This is a genomic window from Lelliottia sp. 7254-16, from assembly GCF_002922995.1.
Lineage (GTDB): Bacteria > Pseudomonadota > Gammaproteobacteria > Enterobacterales > Enterobacteriaceae > Enterobacter > Enterobacter jeotgali.
The window spans coordinates 29873-49856 of the sequence record NZ_PQVS01000013.1 but is presented as its reverse complement, the minus strand read 5'-3'; the positions used below and the strand labels follow the sequence as shown (position 1 = coordinate 49856).

General features: G+C 54.7%; 16 protein-coding genes. 9 read left to right on the top strand and 7 right to left on the bottom strand.

The annotated features are described in order from the left end of the window. Positions 1-27: 27 nt before the first annotated feature. Positions 28-1971 (bottom strand): bifunctional 2',3'-cyclic-nucleotide 2'-phosphodiesterase/3'-nucleotidase, encoded by a 1944-nt coding sequence (locus tag C3708_RS16725; RefSeq protein ID WP_103949827.1) that lies wholly within the window; start codon positions 1969-1971, stop codon positions 28-30. Between the two features lie 190 nt (positions 1972-2161). On the opposite strand from C3708_RS16725, the gene cysQ reads away from it, so the two are divergent. Next, positions 2162-2902, top strand: a complete 741-nt coding sequence (gene cysQ, locus C3708_RS16720; RefSeq protein WP_103949826.1) for a 3'(2'),5'-bisphosphate nucleotidase CysQ — start codon at positions 2162-2164, stop codon at positions 2900-2902. Here the strand turns inward: cysQ and C3708_RS16715 are convergent. After that, positions 2896-3453, bottom strand: coding sequence for a YtfJ family protein (locus tag C3708_RS16715; protein WP_103949825.1), 558 nt, complete (start codon positions 3451-3453; stop codon positions 2896-2898). The genes cysQ and C3708_RS16715 overlap by 7 nt on opposite strands. 327 nt (positions 3454-3780) lie before the next feature. Between C3708_RS16715 and C3708_RS16710 the strand changes: the two genes are divergently transcribed. Beyond that, complete coding sequence (locus tag C3708_RS16710; protein WP_012015808.1) at positions 3781-3987, top strand: DUF1107 domain-containing protein; 207 nt, start codon at positions 3781-3783, stop codon at positions 3985-3987. Between the two features lie 73 nt (positions 3988-4060). Here the strand turns inward: C3708_RS16710 and C3708_RS16705 are convergent, their stop codons facing one another. After that, the gene (locus C3708_RS16705; RefSeq protein ID WP_095280521.1) at positions 4061-5398 is read right to left on the bottom strand and encodes a hemolysin family protein; all 1338 of its coding nucleotides are present in this window, start codon (positions 5396-5398) and stop codon (positions 4061-4063) included. Between the two features lie 207 nt (positions 5399-5605). Continuing rightward, positions 5606-6247, bottom strand: a complete 642-nt coding sequence (gene msrA, locus C3708_RS16700; protein WP_095280522.1) for a peptide-methionine (S)-S-oxide reductase MsrA — start codon at positions 6245-6247, stop codon at positions 5606-5608. Positions 6248-6472: 225 nt separating this feature from the next. Between msrA and tamA the strand changes: the two genes are divergently transcribed. The 5 genes from tamA (at position 6473) to C3708_RS16675 (ending at position 13130) form a co-directional block, all read left to right on the top strand. Further along, a complete protein-coding gene (gene tamA / locus C3708_RS16695) occupies positions 6473-8206 on the top strand; it encodes an autotransporter assembly complex protein TamA (protein WP_103947887.1) in 1734 nt (577 codons plus the stop codon). Beyond that, positions 8203-11979: an autotransporter assembly complex protein TamB gene (gene tamB / locus C3708_RS16690; RefSeq protein ID WP_103949824.1), complete on the top strand. Its 3777-nt coding sequence runs from the start codon at positions 8203-8205 to the stop codon at positions 11977-11979. The genes tamA and tamB overlap by 4 nt, the downstream gene beginning before the upstream one ends. Positions 11980-11981: 2 nt before the next feature. Further along, positions 11982-12326, top strand: coding sequence for a gamma-glutamylcyclotransferase (locus C3708_RS16685; protein WP_095280525.1), 345 nt, complete (start codon positions 11982-11984; stop codon positions 12324-12326). Between the two features lie 208 nt (positions 12327-12534). Continuing rightward, positions 12535-12786, top strand: a complete 252-nt coding sequence (locus tag C3708_RS16680; RefSeq protein WP_103949854.1) for an AbrB/MazE/SpoVT family DNA-binding domain-containing protein — start codon at positions 12535-12537, stop codon at positions 12784-12786. Beyond that, positions 12780-13130: a type II toxin-antitoxin system ChpB family toxin gene (locus C3708_RS16675; RefSeq protein ID WP_103949823.1), complete on the top strand. Its 351-nt coding sequence runs from the start codon at positions 12780-12782 to the stop codon at positions 13128-13130. The genes C3708_RS16680 and C3708_RS16675 overlap by 7 nt, the downstream gene beginning before the upstream one ends. Before the next feature lie 135 nt (positions 13131-13265). On the opposite strand, the gene C3708_RS16670 is transcribed toward C3708_RS16675, so the two are convergent. From C3708_RS16670 to ppa, 3 genes are all read right to left on the bottom strand, one after another. After that, complete coding sequence (locus tag C3708_RS16670; protein ID WP_103949853.1) at positions 13266-15248, bottom strand: TonB-dependent receptor domain-containing protein; 1983 nt, start codon at positions 15246-15248, stop codon at positions 13266-13268. Positions 15249-15320: 72 nt separating this feature from the next. Further along, positions 15321-16391: a YncE family protein gene (locus C3708_RS16665; RefSeq protein WP_103949822.1), complete on the bottom strand. Its 1071-nt coding sequence runs from the start codon at positions 16389-16391 to the stop codon at positions 15321-15323. Positions 16392-16576: 185 nt separating this feature from the next. After that, positions 16577-17107: an inorganic diphosphatase gene (gene ppa, locus C3708_RS16660; RefSeq protein WP_064324598.1), complete on the bottom strand. Its 531-nt coding sequence runs from the start codon at positions 17105-17107 to the stop codon at positions 16577-16579. A 306-nt stretch (positions 17108-17413) separates the two neighbouring features. Here ppa and ytfQ point away from each other — a divergent pair, with 306 nt between their 5' ends. Continuing rightward, positions 17414-18370: a galactofuranose ABC transporter substrate-binding protein YtfQ gene (ytfQ, locus tag C3708_RS16655; RefSeq protein WP_095284160.1), complete on the top strand. Its 957-nt coding sequence runs from the start codon at positions 17414-17416 to the stop codon at positions 18368-18370. Between the two features lie 111 nt (positions 18371-18481). Continuing rightward, positions 18482-19984: a galactofuranose ABC transporter, ATP-binding protein YtfR gene (ytfR, locus tag C3708_RS16650; protein WP_103949821.1), complete on the top strand. Its 1503-nt coding sequence runs from the start codon at positions 18482-18484 to the stop codon at positions 19982-19984.

Below are 19984 nucleotides of genomic sequence, written 5' to 3'. Positions count from 1 at the left end.
GCGTAGCCGCCACCCGGCACAACCACGCTACTTACTCAAATCCACCTGATAAATCGCGAACCCAATGTCATCACTTCCGATGTTTTTCATCGGATACTGCGCTTTGTCTTTGATAAACGCCGCCGCTTTTGCAGACGGTGACGTTTCAAAGCGAATATCCAGTTTGGTGTCGCTCTGAATCGGGGCCAGACGCCAGTTATTGTCCGCCGCCGGATGCACTGCTCCGGCCTTTTTAGACTGCTCACCAATCCATGCCGCCAGCACCGAGCGGTTCTCGTCCGGTGATGCAAACGCGATATGGCTATCGCCAGTTCCGGCAAATTTACCGCCGTAGGCGCGATAGTTATTGGTTGCCACCAGGAACACCGCGTTCGGATCGATCGGCTTACCGTTAAAAGTTAGGTTTTTAATGCGTTCAGCCTGCGGATTTACCGTCTGGCACTCGCCGTCATATTTCGCGGGCTGCGACACATCAATTTGATAATCCACGCCGTCGATCACGTCGAAGTTATAGGTGCGGAAACCGTCCCAGTTAATCAGCGACTGCGGTTTACTGCTGTGAACGTCGATTTGGTTAAACTGACCGGCAGAACACTCCAGCCACTCTTTCACCTCTTTGCCCGTCGCTTTCACCACCACCAGCGTGTTCGGGTAGAGATAAAGATCCGCCGCGTTGCGGAAGGTGAGCTGGCCTTTTTCCACTTCGACATAGCTTGCCGGGTCGTTCTTGCGTCCACCCACTTTGAACGGGGCCGCAGCAGACAGGACCGGCAGTTTTGCGAGGTCTGGATCGCCCTGAATAAAGCGCTCGACGTAGGCTTTCTGCGCCATGTTGACGATCTGCACCGTCGGATCGTCCTGCACCAACGCCAGGAAGCTGTACATATTGTCGGAGGATTTCCCGACCGGCTTGCTGACAAATTCGCGGGTCGCGTCGTGATCGTGTTTCAGTACGTTCAGAATGTTTTTATCTTCTGCTGCCAGCGATTTTTTGGCTGCCGCGTCGTAAATCGGACGCGCTTCGGCTTTCGACTGCGTGACCTGCCATTTCCCGCCGTCGTTGTTCAGCACCAAATCCACCACGCCCAGATGATCGCCCCACATGCCCGGCATCACCGACGGTACGCCGTTCAGCGTGCCTTTCTCGATATCCGCGCCCTTGATGCTGGCGAAATCTTTGCCTGGGAACACCGCGTGCGCGTGGCCAAACAGAATGGCGTCGACGCCCGGCACTTCACTCAGATAGTAAACGGAGTTCTCGGCCATCGCCTGATACGGATCGGCAGACAGACCGGAGTGTGCGACCACCACCACCAGATCGGCGCCTTTCTCACGCATTTCCGGCACGTATTTGCGCGCCGTTTCGGTGATGTCGTTGACGGTCACTTTGCCGGAGAGATTCGCTTTGTCCCAGGTCATGATCTGCGGCGGCACAAAACCGATATAGCCGATTTTAAGCGTCTGCTTTTTACCGTCCTTATCGACCACCTCAGTCTCTTTAATCAGATATGGCGTAAACAGCGGCTTTTGCGTCTTAACGTCGATGATATTGGCATTAACGTACGGGAATTTTGCCCCGGAAAGGGCCATGTGGAGATAATCCAGGCCGTAGTTAAATTCATGATTTCCAAGGTTGCCGACGGCGTAATCCAGGGTATTCAACGCCTTGTAGACCGGGTGGATATCACCCTTTTTCAGCCCTTTCGCCGCCATGTAGTCGCCGAGCGGACTACCCTGAATTAAGTCGCCGTTATCGACCAGCACGCTATTTTTCACTTCGCCACGCGCGGCGTTAATCAAACTGGCGGTGCGCACCAGCCCGAATTTTTCGGTTGGGGTATCTTTGTAGTAATCGAAATCCATCATATTGCTGTGCAGGTCAGTCGTTTCCAGAATACGGAGATCGACCGTTGCTGCCTGAACGCTCGCGGCAATCAGCGTCGCCAGAAGCGTTGCGCTAAACTTAATCATCAGAGGAGTCCTTTTTACGATCCAAGCCACAAAAGAATATGTATGTATATTTTGTTGCTTACAGAAGTGTGAATCCTGCCAGAAAAAAGTGTCGTGAAACCAGAATTGCCTCACAGATAGCGGAATTGTTTACAATACGATATAACTAAAACAAATACTTATGCCCACTGCGTTAACAAAGAGGTGGAGAATGTTAGATAAAATTTGTCAGCTCGCACGGGATGCGGGTGATGCCATTATGCAGGTGTACGATGGCGCGAAGCCGATGGATGTTGTCAGTAAAGCTGACGACTCCCCGGTAACAGCGGCCGATCTCGCGGCCCACGAGGTGATCCTCAAAGGGTTGCAGGCCCTGACACCGGAGATTCCGGTGCTGTCTGAAGAGGACCCGCAGAGCTGGGATGTGCGCCAACACTGGCAGCGCTACTGGCTGGTAGATCCGCTGGACGGCACCAAAGAGTTCATCAAGCGTAACGGTGAGTTCACCGTCAACATCGCGCTGATTGAGAAAGGCAAAGCAGTGCTGGGCGTGGTCTATGCCCCGGTGCTGAAAGTGATGTACAGCGCGGCGGAAGGCAAAGCCTGGAAAGAAGAGTGCGGGACGCGGAAGCAAATTCTGGTGCGCGACGCGCGGCCACCGCTGGTGGTGATCAGCCGCTCGCACAGCGATTCCGAATTGCAGGAATATCTGCAACAGCTGGGTGAACACCAGACGACGTCGATTGGATCGTCGCTGAAATTCTGTCTGGTGGCAGAAGGACAGGCGCAGCTGTATCCGCGCTTTGGGCCGACTAACGTCTGGGATACGGCGGCAGGCCATGCGGTGGCATCGGCGGCGGGCGCACACGTTCACGACTGGCAGGGTAAGCCGCTGGACTATACCCCGCGCGAATCGTTCTTAAACCCGGGCTTTCGGGTCTCGATTTACTGACCGAGTAATTTATGCAGCAGGGCGACCACCTGCTGCACCTCTTCCTGCGTCAATGCACCGTCTTTCGCCCATTGCACGCGGCCCTCTTTATCCAGCACCACAATCGCGGAACTCTCCTCTTCCAGCCCCCAGGCTTTGCGCGTCACGCCGTCGCTGTCAACAATAAACTGCGACCACGGATAGAGTTTTTTGTTGCTCTCAAGGCTTGAACGCACAAACATGCCGGAGCCTGGAATCGCATCGTCGGTGTTCACAATGGTGGTGGTCTGGTAGCGGTCATGAGGGAATTTTGCGGACTTGATCGCTTCAACCAACGTGGCATTTTTCTCTTTTGCCGAGGTACGACCGGCAATATGTTGCACCACTCGCACTTTGCCCGCGAGCTGCGCGCTATTCCAGGGTTTATAGCTAAACTTATCATTGTCGAGAATCAATTCTCCCCGATCGGCAATACCGATCGGTGGCACACGCTGTCCATTTTCAATGTTATGTGCGCAGGCCATCATCGGCAGTAACAGGCAGGCTACGGCCAGGATGTTACGAAGGGTCATGGTGTTTCCTTATCATTATCGTTGCAGGTGATCCGACCACTTGGTCTTACGGTTTAAGCATAAGTGCGATCGTCAGGCTTTTCCCGCAATCCGAATGCCAGTTTGCGGGCGAACGCACATATCCGTAAAAAAACGAAGGCTTATACTGTTTTCAGAAACGCTATGCAAAGAATGTTCTGAATAATTGTAATCAAACGGTAAATAAACTTATGCATACTGGGTATCAACGTTTTTCTGGTCTATAGTCATTGAGCAATAAATTTGCGCTCAGGACAGTCGGCCCGATTGTGGCGCCGCAAGAGCGTATGATTCGCAGGAGATACAAGAATGAAAATTTTCCAACGCTACAACCCGCTTCAGGTGGCGAAGTACGTGAAGATCCTGTTCCGAGGACGGTTGTACATCAAGGACGTTGGCGCTTTCGAATTTGATAAGGGCAAAATTCTTATCCCGAAAGTGAAGGACAAACAGCACTATTCTGTGATGTCCGAAGTCAACCGACAGGTTATGCGTCTGCAAACTGAGATGGCTTAACTGCGTGCTATGCAGTAATTAAAGCAGTATAAAAAAACGGCTCCCAAGGGAGCCGTTGATGTTTGTGCAGCGCTTACGCAGACACTTTTTCTTCCGCGTCTGGCAGTTTTGGCACCAGCACTGTCGGTTTGTTATCAATGCGCGTCACCAGCAGCTGGTCGATGCGGTAGTTATCGATATCTACGACTTCAAACTTGTAGCCGGAGAACTTCACCGAGTCGGTCCGTTTCGGGATTTTACGCAGCATAAACATCATGAAGCCGCCAATGGTCTCGTAGTTGCCTGACTGCGGGAATTCATCGATATCCAGCACGCGCATCACGTCTTCAATCGGCGTGCCGCCGTCCACCAGCCATGAGTTCTCATCGCGCGCCACAATCTGCTCTTCCAGACCCTGACCGACCAGATCGCCCATCAGGGTGGTCATCACGTCGTTCAGTGTGATGATGCCTACCACCAGCGCGTATTCATTCATGATCACCGCGAAGTCTTCACCGGCGGTTTTGAAACTTTCCAGCGCTTCAGAGAGCGTTAGGGTGTCCGGCACAATCAGCGTATTGCGGATCTGCACGCCGCTGTTCAGCGCCAGGCTTTGGTTTGCCAGCACGCGGTTCAGCAGGTCTTTAGAATCGACGTAACCGATGATGTGGTCGATATCTTCGTTACACACCAGGAACTTGGAGTGCGGATGCTCGGCCACTTTGTTTTTCAGGCTCTGCTCGTCTTCGTGCAGGTCGAACCAAATCACGTTTTCACGTCCGGTCATGGAGGACGGCACGGTACGGGATTCGAGTTCAAACACGTTCTCGATCAGTTCATGTTCCTGCTTACGCAGCACACCCGCCAGCGCACCGGCCTCAAACACGGCGTAAATATCATCGGAAGTGATGTCGTCTTTACGCACCATCGGCAGTTTGAACAGACGGAAAATGGTATTCGCCAGGCCGTTAAAGAACCAGACCAGCGGGCGGAACACGTACAGACAGAAGCGCATCGGGTTGATGATGCGCAAAGCCACAGCTTCTGGCGCAATCATACCGATGCGTTTCGGGGTTAAATCTGCGAACAGAATGAACAGACCCGTGACCAGCGAGAAGGAGAGAATAAAGCTCAGCTGTTCGGACAGTTCAGGCGCGAAGTACTTTGAAAACAGGCTGTAAAAGGCCGGAGAAAAGGCCGCGTCGCCCACGATACCGCCGAGAATGGCGACCGCGTTAAGACCGATTTGCACCACGGTAAAGAACATACCGGGATTTTCCTGCATTTTCAGGATGCGTTGGGCGTTGAGGTTGCCATCGTCGGCAAGCAGTTTAAGTTTGATCTTGCGGGAGGCGGCCAGCGAAATCTCTGATATCGAGAAAAATGCACTGACAGCAATAAGGCAAAGTATTACTAAAATACTGTTTAACATAGTTTATCCGGCCTAACGCCAGATCCTCGGAAGGGAGTTGATTTCATTCGTGTGAAGACACATTGAACATCGGCTCGTAGCGTTGAGCCGATTATTTCAGCGGGTAGTATAGCGTAAACGAGTGTAAATCCGCCAGAGGTCACATTTTTACTAAAAAAAGGGCGGGCAGAGGCGCGCCACGCGGCTCGCGTGGCGCGGGAGAGATAATCAGGCCAGCTGTGGCGGCAGGCAAACGCCGATTCCGCCGATACCGCAATAGCCGTACGGGTTTTTGTGCAGATACTGCTGGTGGTCGTCTTCCGCATAGTAGAACGGTGTCGCGGTGGCGATTTCGGTGGTGACCTGGCGTGTATCGCCCGCGGCCTGCATCGCCTCCTGGAAGCGGGTCAGGCTGGCGCGCGCGGCGGCGTCCTGCTCTGGCGTCAGCGGATAAATGGCGGAACGATACTGAGTTCCATGATCGTTACCCTGCTGCATGCCCTGGGCCGGGTCGTGGTTTTCCCAGAAAACCTGCAATAATTGTTCGTAGCTGATGACCGCCGGATCGTAGACCACGCGCACGGCTTCCGCATGACCAGTGTCACCCGAGCACACTTCGCGATAGGTTGGGTTAGGCGTGTAACCGCCGGTATAACCCGCAGCCGTGCTGTAGACGCCCGGTAATTGCCAGAAGAGGCGTTCGACGCCCCAGAAGCATCCCATCGCGAACAGGGCGATCTCCATCCCGTCCGGGACATTGGTCATCGAATGATCGTTAACGGCGTGTAATGTGGCGACCGGCATTGGCGTATTACGTCCCGGCAGTGCATCTGCTTGAGAAACAAGATGCTTTTTGTCGAATAAACTCACGGTTGGGCCTCCGGGGCAGCGATGTTTCAGTTAAGGTTGTCATGGAGCGTTTAATTGAACACAATAAATACGCTGAATGAGTCTAGATTTAAACATAAGAAATATTAGGCCTGTCGGCCATTTTTCAACCCAGTGAATGGGTTTTGGGCTTTTATGCCGTGAAACGCCGCGGAGCGGCACTTCAATTGCTTCCAGGGGTGGAAACAAGGATATTCAGGAGAGAACGTGCCAAAGATCCGCCAGTTATGTTTGGTCAGTTTATTGCTGACAAGCGGAGTCGCCAGCGCGGCGAATGTCCGTTTGCAGGTTGAGGGGTTATCCGGGACGCTGGAAAAAAACGTGCGTGCACAGCTTTCAACGATTGAGAGTGATGAAGTGACGCCGGACCGGCGCTTTCGCGCACGCGTGGATGATGCGATCCGCGAAGGGCTGAAAGCGCTCGGTTATTACGAACCTACCATTGATTTCGATTTACGTCCGCCTCCGGCCAAAGGTCGCCAGGTGCTGATTGCTCGCGTATCCAAGGGCGAGCCGGTGCTGATCGGCGGCACCAACGTGGTGCTGCGCGGTGGTGCGCGTACTGACCGCGATTATCTGGATCTGCTGGGCACGCGCCCAAAGGTCGGCACTGTGCTGAATCACGGTGACTACGACCACTTCAAAAAAGAGCTCACCAGCGTTGCGCTGCGTAAGGGCTATTTCGACAGTCAGTTCAACAAAAGCCAGCTCGGGGTTGCCCTCGACCGCCGTCAGGCGTTCTGGGATATCGATTACGACAGCGGCGAGCGCTATCGTTTTGGTGATGTCACCTTCGAAGGCTCGCAAATCCGCGACGAGTATCTGCAAAACCTGATCCCCTTCAAAGAGGGCGACTATTACCAGTCAAAAGATCTGGCTGAGCTGAACCGTCGTCTGTCGGCAACCGGCTGGTTTAACTCCGTCGTCGTGGCACCCGAATTTGACAAGGCGCGCAAAACCAAAGTCTTACCGCTGCACGGCGTCGTTTCGCCGCGCACCGAAAACACCATCGAAACCGGTGTCGGTTACTCAACGGACGTCGGTCCGCGCGTGAAAGCAACGTGGAAAAAGCCGTGGATGAACTCCTACGGCCACAGTCTCACCACCAGCGCCAGTATCTCCGCGCCGGAACAGCAGCTCGATTTCAGCTACAAAATGCCGCTGCTGAAGAACCCGCTGGAGCAGTATTACCTGGTGCAGGGCGGCTTTAAGCGCACCGATTTAAACGATACGGAATCCGACTCCACCACGCTTGCCCTGTCGCGCTTCTGGGACCTTTCCAGCGGCTGGCAGCGGGCGATTAACCTGCGCTGGAGCCTCGACCACTTTACCCAGGCTAACGTCACCAACACCACCATGCTGCTCTATCCGGGCGTGATGATCAGCCGCACCCGCTCGCGCGGCGGCCTGATGCCAACCTGGGGCGATTCCCAGCGCTATTCCATTGATTACTCCAACACCGCCTGGGGCTCGGACGTCGATTTCTCGGTGGTGCAGGCGCAAAACGTCTGGATTCGTACCCTTTACGACAAGCACCGCTTCGTGACGCGCGGCAACCTCGGCTGGATTGAAACCGGCGACTTTGAACGCGTGCCGCCGGACCTGCGTTTCTTCGCGGGCGGCGACCGCAGTATTCGTGGCTATAAGTACAAATCGATCTCCCCGAAAAATGACAAAGGCCAGCTGATGGGGGCCTCTAAACTGGCGACCGGATCGCTGGAGTACCAGTACAACGTCAGCGGAAAATGGTGGGGCGCGGTGTTCGTGGACGGCGGCGAAGCGGTGAGTGATATCCGCAAAAGTGATTTCAAAACTGGCGCAGGCGTCGGCGTGCGCTGGCAGTCACCGGTCGGGCCGATCAAGCTCGACTTCGCCGTTCCTGTAGGCGACAAAGACGAACACGGTTTACAGTTTTACATCGGTCTGGGGCCTGAATTATGAGTTTATGGAAGAAGATAAGCCTCGGCGTGTTGATTTTTATCGTGCTGCTGCTCGGCACGGTGGCGTTCCTGGTGGGGACCACCACAGGTCTGCATCTGCTGTTTAACGCGGCGAACCGCTGGGTGCCAGGGCTTGAGATCGGCCAGGTGACGGGCGGCTGGCGCGATTTGCGCCTCAAGAATATCCGCTATCAACAGCCTGGCGTGGCGGTGAACGCGGGCGAGTTCCACCTGGCGGTGAAGCTTAGCTGTCTGCGCGACAGTGGCCTGTGCGTCAACGATCTATCGCTAAAAGATGTGAACGTGGCGATAGACTCAAAGAAAATGCCGAAATCTGCGTCGGTGGAGGAAGAGGAGAGCGGTCCGCTCAATCTCTCTACACCTTATCCGATCGCGCTGTACCGCGTGGCGCTCAACAACGTCAATATCAAAATCGACGACACCACCGTTTCGGTGATGGATTTCACCTCTGGCCTGCGCTGGCAGGAGAAAAACCTGACCCTGACGCCAACTTCCCTGCAGGGGCTGCTGATTGCCCTGCCGAAAGTCGCCAAAGTGGCGCAGGAAGAGATCGTCGAACCGAAAATTCAGAACCCACAGCCGGAAGAAAAACCGCTCGGCGAGACGCTGAAAGACTTGTTCTCGAAGCCGGTGCTGCCGGAGATGACCGACGTTCATCTGCCGCTTAACCTCAACATCGAAGAGTTCAAAGGCGAACAGCTGCGCCTGACGGGCGACACAGATTTGACCGTGTTCAACATGCTGCTGAAAGTGAGCAGTATCGACGGCACCATGAAGCTCGACGCGCTGGATATTGATACCAACCAGGGGAGCGTTAACGCGACCGGGCAGGCGCTGCTGCGGGATAACTGGCCGGTGGATATTACCCTCAACAGCGCCCTCAACATCGACCCGCTGAAAGGCGAGAAAGTGAAGGTCAAAGTGGGCGGCGCGCTGCGCGAGCAGCTGGAGTTCGGCGTCAATCTCTCCGGCCCGGTGGATATGGTGCTGCGCGGGCAGACAAAGTTAGCGGAAGCGGGTTTACCGCTGAATCTGGAGCTGGTGAGCGAACAGCTCTACTGGCCGTTTACCGGCGAAAAACAGTTCCAGGCCGATAAGCTGAAGCTCAAGCTGAGCGGCAAAATGACCGATTACACGCTGTCGTTCCGCACCTCGGTGAAGGGCGAAGGCCTGCCGCCAGCGGATATTACCCTCGATGCGAAGGGTAACGAGCAGCAGATTAATCTCGATAAACTCACCGTGGCGGCGCTGGAAGGTAAAACTGAACTGACCGCGCTGCTCGACTGGCGGAAAGCGATCAGCTGGCGCGGCGAGCTGAACCTGAAAGGCATCAACACGGCGAAAGAGGTGCCTGACTGGCCGTCGAAGCTCGACGGAACCATCAAAACGCGCGGCAGTCTGTACGGCGAAAGCTGGCAGATGGAGGTGCCGGAGATCAAACTCACCGGCAACGTGAAGCAGAACAAAGTCAATGTCGAAGGCTCCCTGCGCGGGAACAGCTATTTACAGTGGATCATCCCGCATCTGCACGTGGTCCTGGGGCGCAATACGGCGGATATCAAAGGTGAGCTGGGGGTGAAGGATCTCAATCTGGATGCCACCATCGATGCGCCCAATCTCGACAACGCCCTGCCGGGTCTCGGCGGAACGGCGAAAGGCTTAGTGAAAGTGCGCGGAACCGTTGACGCACCGCAGTTGCTGGCGGATATCACCGCCAACAATCTGCGCTGGCAGGAGCTGTCCGTCGCACGCGTACTGGTGAAAGGTGACGTCAAATCCACCGACCAAATCGCGGGCAACCTGAATCTGCGCGTTGAGCGTATTTCCCAGCCGGACGTGAATATCAGCCTGGTGACGCTGGACGCAAAAGGCAGCGAGAAGCAGCACGACCTCCAGCTGCGCGTGCAGGGCGAGCCGGTTTCTGGTCAGCTGCATCTGACGGGCAGTTTCGACCGCAAGGAGGAGCGCTGGAAAGGGGTTCTGGATAATACCCGCTTCACCACGCCGGTGGGGCCGCTTACGCTCTCCCGTTCCATCGCGCTGGATTACCGCAACGCCGAGCAGAAAATCAGTATCGGGCCACACTGCTGGACTAACCCGAACGCCGAGCTGTGCGTGCCGCAGACTATTGATGCGGGCGCGGAAGGGCGCGCGGTGGTGAATCTCAACCGCTTCGATCTGGCGATGCTGAAACCGTTTATGCCGGAGACCACCGAAGCCAGCGGCGTCTTCAGCGGTAAAGCCGATGTATCGTGGGACACCACCAAAGAAGGGCTTCCGCAGGGCAACGTCACGCTCTCTGGACGTAACGTAAAAGTGACCCAGACGGTGAACGACGCGCCGCTGCCGGTAGCGTTCGAGACCCTGAATCTGACGGCGGATCTGCATAACAACCGGGCAGAGCTAGGCTGGCTGATTCGTCTGGCCAACAACGGTCAGTTCGACGGCCAGGTGCAGGTTACCGATCCGCAAGGGCGACGTAATCTGGGCGGCAACGTCAATATCCGCAATATGAACCTGGCGATGGTCAACCCAATCTTCTCGCGCGGTGAAAAGGCAGCCGGGATGCTCAGCGCTAATCTGCGTCTGGGTGGCAATGCCCAAAGCCCGCAGCTGTTTGGTCAGATGCAGCTCAACGGCGTGGATATCGACGGCAACTTTATGCCGTTTGATATGCAGCCGAGCCAGATCTCGATGAACTTCAACGGCATGAGTTCGACGCTCGCGGGCGTGGTGCGTACCCAGCAGGGGCAGATCAACCTGAGCGGCGACGCAGACTGGAGTCAGATTGATAACTGGCGCGCGCGCGTGGCGGCGAAAGGTAGCCGGGTGCGCATCACCGTGCCGCCGATGGTGCGCCTCGACGTTTCCCCGGATGTGGTCTTCGAAGCGACACCAAGCCTGTTTACCCTCGATGGCCGCGTCGATGTGCCGTGGGCGCGCATCGTGGTTCATGACGTGCCGGAAAGCGCCGTTGGTGTCTCCAGCGATGAGGTGATGCTTAATAATGATCTGAAGCCGGTCGAGACTAAAAGCGCTGGGATTCCGATTAACAGTAATCTGACTATTCACGTCGGCAACAACGTGCGGCTTGACGCGTTTGGTCTGAAAGCGCGACTGACGGGCGACCTGAAAGTGGCGCAGGACAGCCAAGGCCTTGGCCTGAACGGACAGATCAATATTCCGGAAGGGCGCTTCCACGCTTACGGGCAGGATCTGATTGTGCGTAAAGGCGAGTTGCTGTTCTCCGGCCCGCCGGATCAGCCGCTGTTGAATATCGAAGCGATTCGTAACCCTGAATCGACTGAAAACGACGTGATTGCCGGGGTACGCGTCACCGGAACAGCCGACGAGCCGAAAGCGGAAATCTTCTCCGATCCGGCGATGTCGCAGCAGGAAGCGCTTTCTTATCTGCTGCGCGGGCAGGGTCTGGACAGCCAGCAGAGCGATAGTGCGGCGATGACGTCAATGTTAGTTGGCCTGGGGGTTGCACAAAGTGGGCAGGTTGTGGGTAAAATCGGCGAGACGTTTGGCGTAAGCAATCTGGCGCTGGACACCCAGGGAGTCGGTGACTCTTCGCAAGTGGTGGTCAGCGGCTATGTACTGCCAGGTCTACAGGTGAAATACGGCGTGGGGATCTTTGACTCACTGGCAACTCTCACGTTACGCTATCGGCTGATGCCTAAGCTATATCTGGAAGCGGTGTCTGGCGTAGACCAGGCGCTCGATCTGCTCTATCAGTTTGAGTTTTAGCAATGCGAATATTTGTATACGGCAGTTTACGAACCAGGCAGGGCAACAGTCACTGGATGACCAATGCCCAGTTACTGGGAAATTACAATATCGAGAACTACCAGTTGTACAGTCTGGGCCACTATCCAGGCGCGGTTCCGGGGAACGGAACGGTACAGGGTGAAGTTTATCGTATTGATAACGCGACGCTTGCCGAACTTGATGCCTTGCGCACCAGGGGCGGGGAATATGCACGCCAGTTGATCCAGACCCCGTATGGCAGTGCATGGATGTACGTGTACCAGCGTCCGGTCGATGGATTGAAACTGATTGAAAGCGGTAACTGGTTAGACAGAGACCAGTACTGATATGAACAACGCCACCTTCGGGTGGCGTTGTTTTTTGCGAGATGCTACGCATTCTGTTCTGCAATTTTCCAGCACATCACTTTTTTCTCCGATGCTTTTTCCGAAACGAATAATTGCCCCATTTTTTTGCTGGCACTCACACATGTGCAGGCGTAAAACAGTTCTCGCATCTTCATGAGTTATACTTTGTATAACCTTGGAGGTAATGATGCGTATAACTATTAAAAAGTGGGGAAACAGTGCAGGTATGGTTATTCCAGGCACAGTAATGAAAGAGCTCGGTTTACAACCGGGTCAGAGTATGGAAGCTCAGGTAATGAATAATCAGTTAGTGCTAACGCCAGTAGCTAAGCGTTACACGCTAGAAGAACTGCTGGCGCAGTGCGATACGACAGCTCCAGAAATAAGTGAACAGGAACTCTGGGGAGCATCCGGCCCTGTGGGGGATGAAATATGGTAAAGCGCCCGATTTTTGAGCGCGGGGATATTGTGCTCGTCGGGCTTGATCCCGTAAGAGGTCATGAGCAACAAGGGGAGAGTCGGCCTGCGCTCGTCCTATCAGTCGGTGATTTTAATCAGTTAGGAATGACGTTAATTGCCCCTGTCACTCAAGGTGGCAACTTCGCTCGTTATGCGGGTTTCAGCGTGCCGCTGAGCTGTGAAGAGGGTGACATTCAGGGCGTGGTTCTGGTCAATCAAATCAGGATGCTGGATCTCAGTGCCCGGCAGGCTAAACGGCTGGGTGTGGCCGCAGATGAAGTTGTTGAAGATGTGCTGCTGCGTTTGCAAACGCTTATCGACTGAGGCTAATGCTGACGGGTGGCGCCTACGCTTACCCGGCCTACAAAAGCTGCGATACCGTCATGTAGGCCGGGTAAGCGCAGCGCCACCCGGCAATAAACGGCTCAGGTTTCTCCAGCGGCCTGGCTGAGCGCAGAATTAAAACTCAATCCTTGCCCCAAGATTGTATCGACGTCCTTCGAGCTGCCCGTAATCGCCCCACGAGGTGGTGCGTTTCGGGTCTGCATCAAACAGGTTATAAATTCCCGCCAACAGTTGGGTGTTTTTATTCAGCTTATAGCGCGCGCCGATATCGACCAGCGTGTAAGCCTCATATTCCGTGCCACTGTTGCTGTCACGGTTGCTGCTGCGGTAGTTCGCGTTACTCCACAGGTCCAGAGACTGCGTGGTTGCCCAGGTCAGTGACACGTTCGCCATGTGACGTGGGAAATCATTCAGCGCGTAACCCTTATCCACGCCGGATTTCTGCTCGCTGTGGTTATAGGTGTAGTTCGCGTTCGCTTTCAGGTCGGCGGTAATCTGCCAGTCGCCATTCAGCTCGATACCGTAAACGTCGGCTTTGCTGACGTTAAAATATTTATCCACGGAATCCGCTTTGTAGCCGTTCACTTCGCACTGGTGAGTGGACGTCGTTTCGCAGATGGTCTGCTCGGAGATTTTGTCCTTGAACTGGGTATAGAAGACGGTGCCGTCCAGCGACACGGATTCTCCGGTCCAGTACAGGCCCGTTTCGGCGTTGATGCTTTTCTCAGGTTTCAGATCGTCGTTACCCACGGTCAGGAACGGATACGGCGGCGTTGACCCGTGCGGGGTGACGAATTGATCCGAGGTAGCGCGCAGCTCCGGTTTTTTATAGCCCGCCGAGAGGCCGCCTTTCAGCGCCCAGGCATCGGTGATTGCCCAGTTACCGTACAGTTTTGGCGTTACGTGCGCGCCGAAGTAGCTGTCGTAATCGCCACGCGCGGAAGTGGTCAGGGTAAAATCATTGATCGTCCACGCATCTTCTGCAAACAGCGCCCAGCCGTTACGCGTCACTTTGGTCACCGGCTCCACGCCCGGCAGGGTTTTGCCCGACTCGTAGAAATGGTCGTTTAACTCTTCGCGCGTAAAGTTGGCCCCGACGGTGAGCTTGTGGTTATCCAACGTGAACGTAGTTTGCGAGTTGGCAACGTAGTTTTCCGTCTGCACATATTCGGGCGAGGTGTTGTCCAGCAGATACTTCGAACGCCCTTTTTCGTAATTGATGTAGTTGGTTGTGGCAATGGTGTCATCTGCATACCAGCCGGTATGCGTGAGGGTCACCGCGTCGCGATCGAATTTCCACATCCACGGCGTACCGCGTTTTTTGGTGCGATTTTTTTCCTGCTCGCCCACAACCACATTCAGATCGAAGAGGTTATTTTCGCTGGCCTTCAGGCCGAGCGTGGCATCCACCGATTTGCGGTTGTGCTTGCCGAAGTAATTCTGGCGCTCGTCGTCGCGGCGATCCAATCCGTCAGCGGCAATGCTTAAACCCAGTTTGTCCTGAATGAGTGGCCCCATCGCAAACAGGTTCAGCTGGCTGGTGTTGCCGAGATCTTTATGTTCCTGCAGCCAGGTGTTGGCGGCGATAGCGCCGGTCCAGTCTGCTACGCCGTAGGGTTTTTTGGTGATCACGTTGACCACCCCGCCGATGGCATCAGAGCCGTACAGGGAGGACATTGGACCACGAATCACTTCGATGCGCTCGATGGCTTCCATCGGCGGTAAAAAGCCCGCTTCTGCACCGATATCCTGGCCGTAAGGCCGCGATTCGCTGGTGTTTTGCTTTACGCTGTTGACCATAAATGCCGTATAGCTTGAGTCCATCCCGCGCATCATAATGCTGCCGTTGGCCATATCGCTGCCGCCGTTAGAGACCGATACGCCGGGGATATTTTTAATCGCATCGCCGATGGTCTGGTCGGGCTGAATATCCAGCGTTTTGCGATCGATACTGGAAATCGTGGCGGGGGCTTCTTTTTTCTGCTGTGCAAAGCCGGTCGCGGTGACCACCATTTCGTCATCCGCCTGTGCGGGTAAAACCAGTGTGCCGGTTAACGCCACCATGCCTGTGAACGTAATTAATTGACGCGTTTTCATAGCCATAAACCCAAAAGGAAAAATAAAAAACACCCGACGGTCTTACGCCGCAGGGTGTGGTTGGTGAAGGAATCAGAGCTTATCGAGGGCGATTCTGATGACGTAATCCGGCTTCTCTTTGGCCTCTTTCTCGTCTTGTTTAACGCTGGCGTACAGCACGTTACCGTCGGTAGAGAGGGCGAGGCTGTTCGGCATTGCGCTGGTCGCGATGCTGTTTTTCACCTGATACGTTTTGCTGTCGATAATGCTGATGAGTTTTCCGTTGCGGTGCGTGACGTAAATCTCGTTACGCTTTTCGTTGTAAAGCACCGCCAGAGAATTGGTGACGTCGATATGATCAAGCACTTTGCCGGTCGTGATATCCACCACCAGAACGTTCGGTAAATCCGGATCAGTCAGGAAAGTGCGGTTATTTTTGCTGTCCAGCGCGATGTTCAGGAAGAAGTGTTTTTTCTCTGGTTCGACGTTGAAGCGGCTGACGATTTTGTCGGTTTGGGTATCCACGACAATCAGCCCATTTTTGCCGTTAACCACATACAGACGATTTTTCTCAGCGTCTACCGCCAGCCCGGTCGGGTATTCGCCCATATCTGTCAGGGTATTAACCAGCTGGCGCTTTTCGGTGTCGATCACCCAGACGATGCCTTTCTCCACCACGGCGGTGACGTACAGGCGGTGATGCTGTTTATCGAGCACCATTTCGCGGGTGTGGGCGATATCTTTCGGGTTGCTGGTGTCGGCGAGCTGGATAACCGCCAGCTCTTTGCCGGTCTGGGTATCGATGACGGTGACGGAGCCTTCCAGCGTGTTGCCCACGTAGAGAAGGTGATTTTCTTCGTCAAGCGCGGTGGCGAACACGCGGCGCGTGGTTTCAATCACGCCCGTTCCCGTCAGGTCTTCCAGGTCCAGCTTGTAAATTTTGCCTTTGGTTTTGTCTTTATCAAACGAAGGGGCGCTGGCGGCGAACAGCACTTTCGCCTGTCCGTCGTAGGCCAGTTCATAAACACCGTGGCCCACGGGCTGGGTGACAAAGTCTTTCTCCGGCAGCGGGGTAGCGTAACCAGACACGCTGGTCAGCATGAAAGCCGCAGCAACGGCGAGTGCGAGGGAGGCTTTAAGGGTCTTCACATTGTGTAGGGTCATTGACGTTTATTCACAGTTATTTACGAAGTGCAAATGATAATGATATCTACTCTCATTATCAAATGAGTAATGTGAACTGCGACTACCTTTTCTGGTAGGTCAATAACCGGTCAGATATTAAGGGGATACAGAATGACAGACACAAAAAAGCCCCGACTCGCGGGGCTTAGCATAGGGCGTAAGAATTACTTCTTAGCGGCGCGCTCGAAGGACGCAACGATTTCAGCTTTCGCTGCTTCAGCGTTGTCCCAGCCGTCAACTTTAACCCATTTGCCTTTTTCGAGATCTTTATAGTGCTCGAAGAAGTGAGTGATCTGCGCTTTCAGCAGTTCTGGCAGGTCGTTCACATCTTTGATGTGATCGTACTCTTTGCTCAGTTTGGTGTGCGGAACGGCAACCAGTTTCGCATCTTCACCGGCTTCGTCGGTCATTTTCAGTACGCCAACCGGACGGCAGCGAACCACAGAACCTGGGGCCAGTGGGTACGGAGTTGGGACCAGAACGTCTACCGGGTCACCGTCCAGAGACAGGGTGTGGTTGATGTAACCGTAGTTGCACGGATAGAACATCGCGGTGGACATGAAACGGTCAACGAACAGCGCACCGGTGTCTTTGTCGATTTCGTATTTGATAGGATCTGCGTTGGCCGGGATTTCGATAACAACGTAGATGTCTTCCGGCAGTTCTTTACCCGCAGGGACGTTGAGTAAGCTCATGTGAGTGTCCTATGTGTATGCTAAACAAGTGGCGAGTATTATAGCCAACTCGCGCTGAAAGTCTCCGCCTGTTTTCATTCTCATCCGCATCCCCGCGCCATTTTCAGAACCTTTCCATGACAGGAAAATCCATAAACTCAGCCGCATATTTAATGGGCGAATGAAAGCGATTACAAACTTGTGATTAACGTTTTATTCACTTTTCCGAAGTGTGATGTAACGCAATCCGTTACATATTCCATTGGCTATAGTTTTTTCGCAGAACATCTTTTGACCAACAATAACCTGGGCTACGAGGGCATCATTATGTGGAAGCGCTTACTTCTTGTCACAGCAGTTTCGGCAGCCATGTCGTCTATGGCGATGGCCGCACCATTAACCGTCGGTTTTTCACAGGTTGGATCGGAATCTGGCTGGCGAGCGGCTGAAACCAACGTCGCGAAAAGCGAGGCCCAAAAGCGCGGTATCACGCTGAAAATCGCCGATGGCCAGCAAAAACAGGAAAACCAGATCAAAGCGGTGCGTTCGTTTATCGCCCAGGGCGTTGACGCCATTTTCATCGCGCCGGTGGTGGCGACAGGCTGGGAACCGGTGCTAAAAGAAGCCAAAGACGCTGAAATTCCGGTGTTCCTGCTCGACCGTTCCATTGATGTGAAAGACAAATCTCTCTATATGACCACCGTCACCGCAAACAACGTGCTCGAAGGGCAGCTGATCGGTGACTGGCTGATTAAGCAGGTCGATGGCAAGCCGTGTAACGTGGTCGAACTGCAAGGTACCGTCGGCGCTAGCGTGGCGATCGACCGTAAAAAAGGCTTTGCGGAAGCCATCGCCAAAGCGCCAAACATCAAAATCATCCGTTCTCAGTCCGGTGACTTTACCCGCAGCAAAGGTAAAGAGGTTATGGAGAGCTTCATCAAGGCTGAGAACAACGGCAAAAATATCTGCATGGTTTACGCCCATAACGACGACATGGTGATCGGTGCGATTCAGGCGATCAAAGAAGCGGGCCTGAAACCGGGCAAAGATATCCTCACCGGCTCTATCGACGGCGTGCCGGATATCTATAAAGCGATGATTGACGGCGAAGCGAACGCCAGCGTCGAGCTAACGCCAAACATGGCCGGTCCGGCGTTTGATGCTCTTGAGAAATTCAAGAAAGACGGCACCAAACCTGAACAGCTGACCATCACTAAATCTACCCTCTACCTGCCAGACACGGCGAAAGAAGAGTTAGAGAAGAAGAAAAACATGGGCTACTAAGGCCTCTCAGCCAGGAAAAATGCCGGGTGCCGCTGCGCTTACCCGGCCTACAGTACGCATTTTTGTAGGCCGGATAAGCGTAGCGCCATCCGGCGTGATGTAGGGGGAATCATGACTCAAGAACAACACCAGGAAATCCTCCGAACCGAAGGATTAAGCAAATTCTTCCCCGGCGTGAAAGCGCTGGATAACGTCGATTTCAGCCTGCGTCGCGGTGAAATTATGGCGCTGCTCGGTGAAAATGGCGCCGGGAAATCGACGCTGATCAAAGCGTTAACCGGCGTGTACCACGCCGATCGCGGCACCATTTTTCTTGAAGGCAACGCCATCTCCCCGAAAAATACCGCCCACGCCCAACAGTTGGGCATCGGGACGGTTTACCAGGAAGTAAACCTGCTGCCAAACATGTCGGTGGCGGATAATCTGTTTATTGGTCGTGAGCCGCGTCGCTTCGGCCTGTTGCGCCGAAAAGAGATGGAAGCGCGCGCCACCAAACTGATGGAATCCTACGGTTTTTCCCTCGACGTGCGCGAGCCGCTGAACCGCTTTTCGGTGGCGATGCAGCAGATTGTCGCCATTTGCCGGGCGATCGATCTCTCTGCCAAAGTACTGATCCTCGACGAACCCACCGCCAGCCTCGATACCCAGGAAGTGGAAATGCTGTTCACTCTGATGCGCCAGTTGCGCGATCAGGGCGTTAGTCTGATTTTCGTCACCCACTTCCTCGATCAGGTTTATCAGGTCAGCGATCGCATTACGGTTCTGCGCAACGGCAGTTTTGTCGGCTGTCGCGAAACCCGCGAGCTGCCGCAGATCGAGCTGGTCAAAATGATGCTGGGCCGCGAGCTGGACACCCATGCGCTCCAGCGGGCGGGCCGGACGCTGTTGAGCGACAAACCCGTTGCCGCGTTCAAAGATTTTGGCAAAAAAGGCATCATCACCCCGTTCAACCTGGAAGTGCGCCCAGGCGAAATCGTGGGTCTGGCGGGTCTGTTAGGATCGGGGCGTACTGAAACCGCCGAGGTGATTTTTGGCATCAAACCAGCCGACAGCGGCAGTGCGATGATCAAAGGCAAACCGCAAACGCTGAGTTCTCCCCATCGGGCCTCCTGTCTGGGAATTGGTTTTTGCCCGGAGGACAGGAAAACCGACGGCATCATTGCCGCCGCCTCGGTGCGCGAAAATATCGTGCTGGCGTTACAGGCCCAGCGCGGCTGGCTGCGGCCAATCCCTAAGCGCGAGCAGGTCGCCATTGCCGAGCGTTTTATTCGCCAGCTCGGCATTCGCACCCCCAGCACCGAGCAGCCGATTGAGTTCCTCTCCGGTGGCAACCAGCAAAAAGTGCTGCTCTCCCGCTGGCTGCTGACCAAACCGCAGTTCCTGATCCTCGATGAGCCGACGCGCGGTATCGATGTGGGCGCGCACGCCGAAATTATTCGCCTGATCGAAACGCTGTGCGCTGACGGTCTGGCGCTGCTGGTCATCTCCTCCGAGCTTGAAGAGCTGGTGGGGTATGCCGATCGCGTGATTATCATGCGTGATCGTAAGCAGGTGGCAGAGATCCCGCTGGATGAACTCTCGGTTCCGGCGATCATGAATGCTATCGCGGCATAA

Excerpts from the sequence above, each read along its gene's own strand:
- C3708_RS16725 (WP_103949827.1), bottom strand. The coding sequence starts at position 1,971 with ATGATTAAGTTTAGCGCAACGCTTCTGGCGACGCTGATTGCCGCGAGC.
- cysQ (WP_103949826.1), top strand. The coding sequence starts at position 2,162 with ATGTTAGATAAAATTTGTCAGCTCGCACGGGATGCGGGTGATGCCATT.
- C3708_RS16715 (WP_103949825.1), bottom strand. The coding sequence starts at position 3,453 with ATGACCCTTCGTAACATCCTGGCCGTAGCCTGCCTGTTACTGCCGATG.
- C3708_RS16710 (WP_012015808.1), top strand. The coding sequence starts at position 3,781 with ATGAAAATTTTCCAACGCTACAACCCGCTTCAGGTGGCGAAGTACGTG.
- C3708_RS16705 (WP_095280521.1), bottom strand. The coding sequence starts at position 5,398 with ATGTTAAACAGTATTTTAGTAATACTTTGCCTTATTGCTGTCAGTGCA.
- tamB (WP_103949824.1), top strand. The coding sequence starts at position 8,203 with ATGAGTTTATGGAAGAAGATAAGCCTCGGCGTGTTGATTTTTATCGTG.
- C3708_RS16685 (WP_095280525.1), top strand. The coding sequence starts at position 11,982 with ATGCGAATATTTGTATACGGCAGTTTACGAACCAGGCAGGGCAACAGT.
- C3708_RS16680 (WP_103949854.1), top strand. The coding sequence starts at position 12,535 with ATGCGTATAACTATTAAAAAGTGGGGAAACAGTGCAGGTATGGTTATT.
- C3708_RS16675 (WP_103949823.1), top strand. The coding sequence starts at position 12,780 with ATGGTAAAGCGCCCGATTTTTGAGCGCGGGGATATTGTGCTCGTCGGG.
- C3708_RS16670 (WP_103949853.1), bottom strand. The coding sequence starts at position 15,248 with ATGAAAACGCGTCAATTAATTACGTTCACAGGCATGGTGGCGTTAACC.
- C3708_RS16665 (WP_103949822.1), bottom strand. The coding sequence starts at position 16,391 with ATGACCCTACACAATGTGAAGACCCTTAAAGCCTCCCTCGCACTCGCC.
- ppa (WP_064324598.1), bottom strand. The coding sequence starts at position 17,107 with ATGAGCTTACTCAACGTCCCTGCGGGTAAAGAACTGCCGGAAGACATC.
- ytfQ (WP_095284160.1), top strand. The coding sequence starts at position 17,414 with ATGTGGAAGCGCTTACTTCTTGTCACAGCAGTTTCGGCAGCCATGTCG.
- ytfR (WP_103949821.1), top strand. The coding sequence starts at position 18,482 with ATGACTCAAGAACAACACCAGGAAATCCTCCGAACCGAAGGATTAAGC.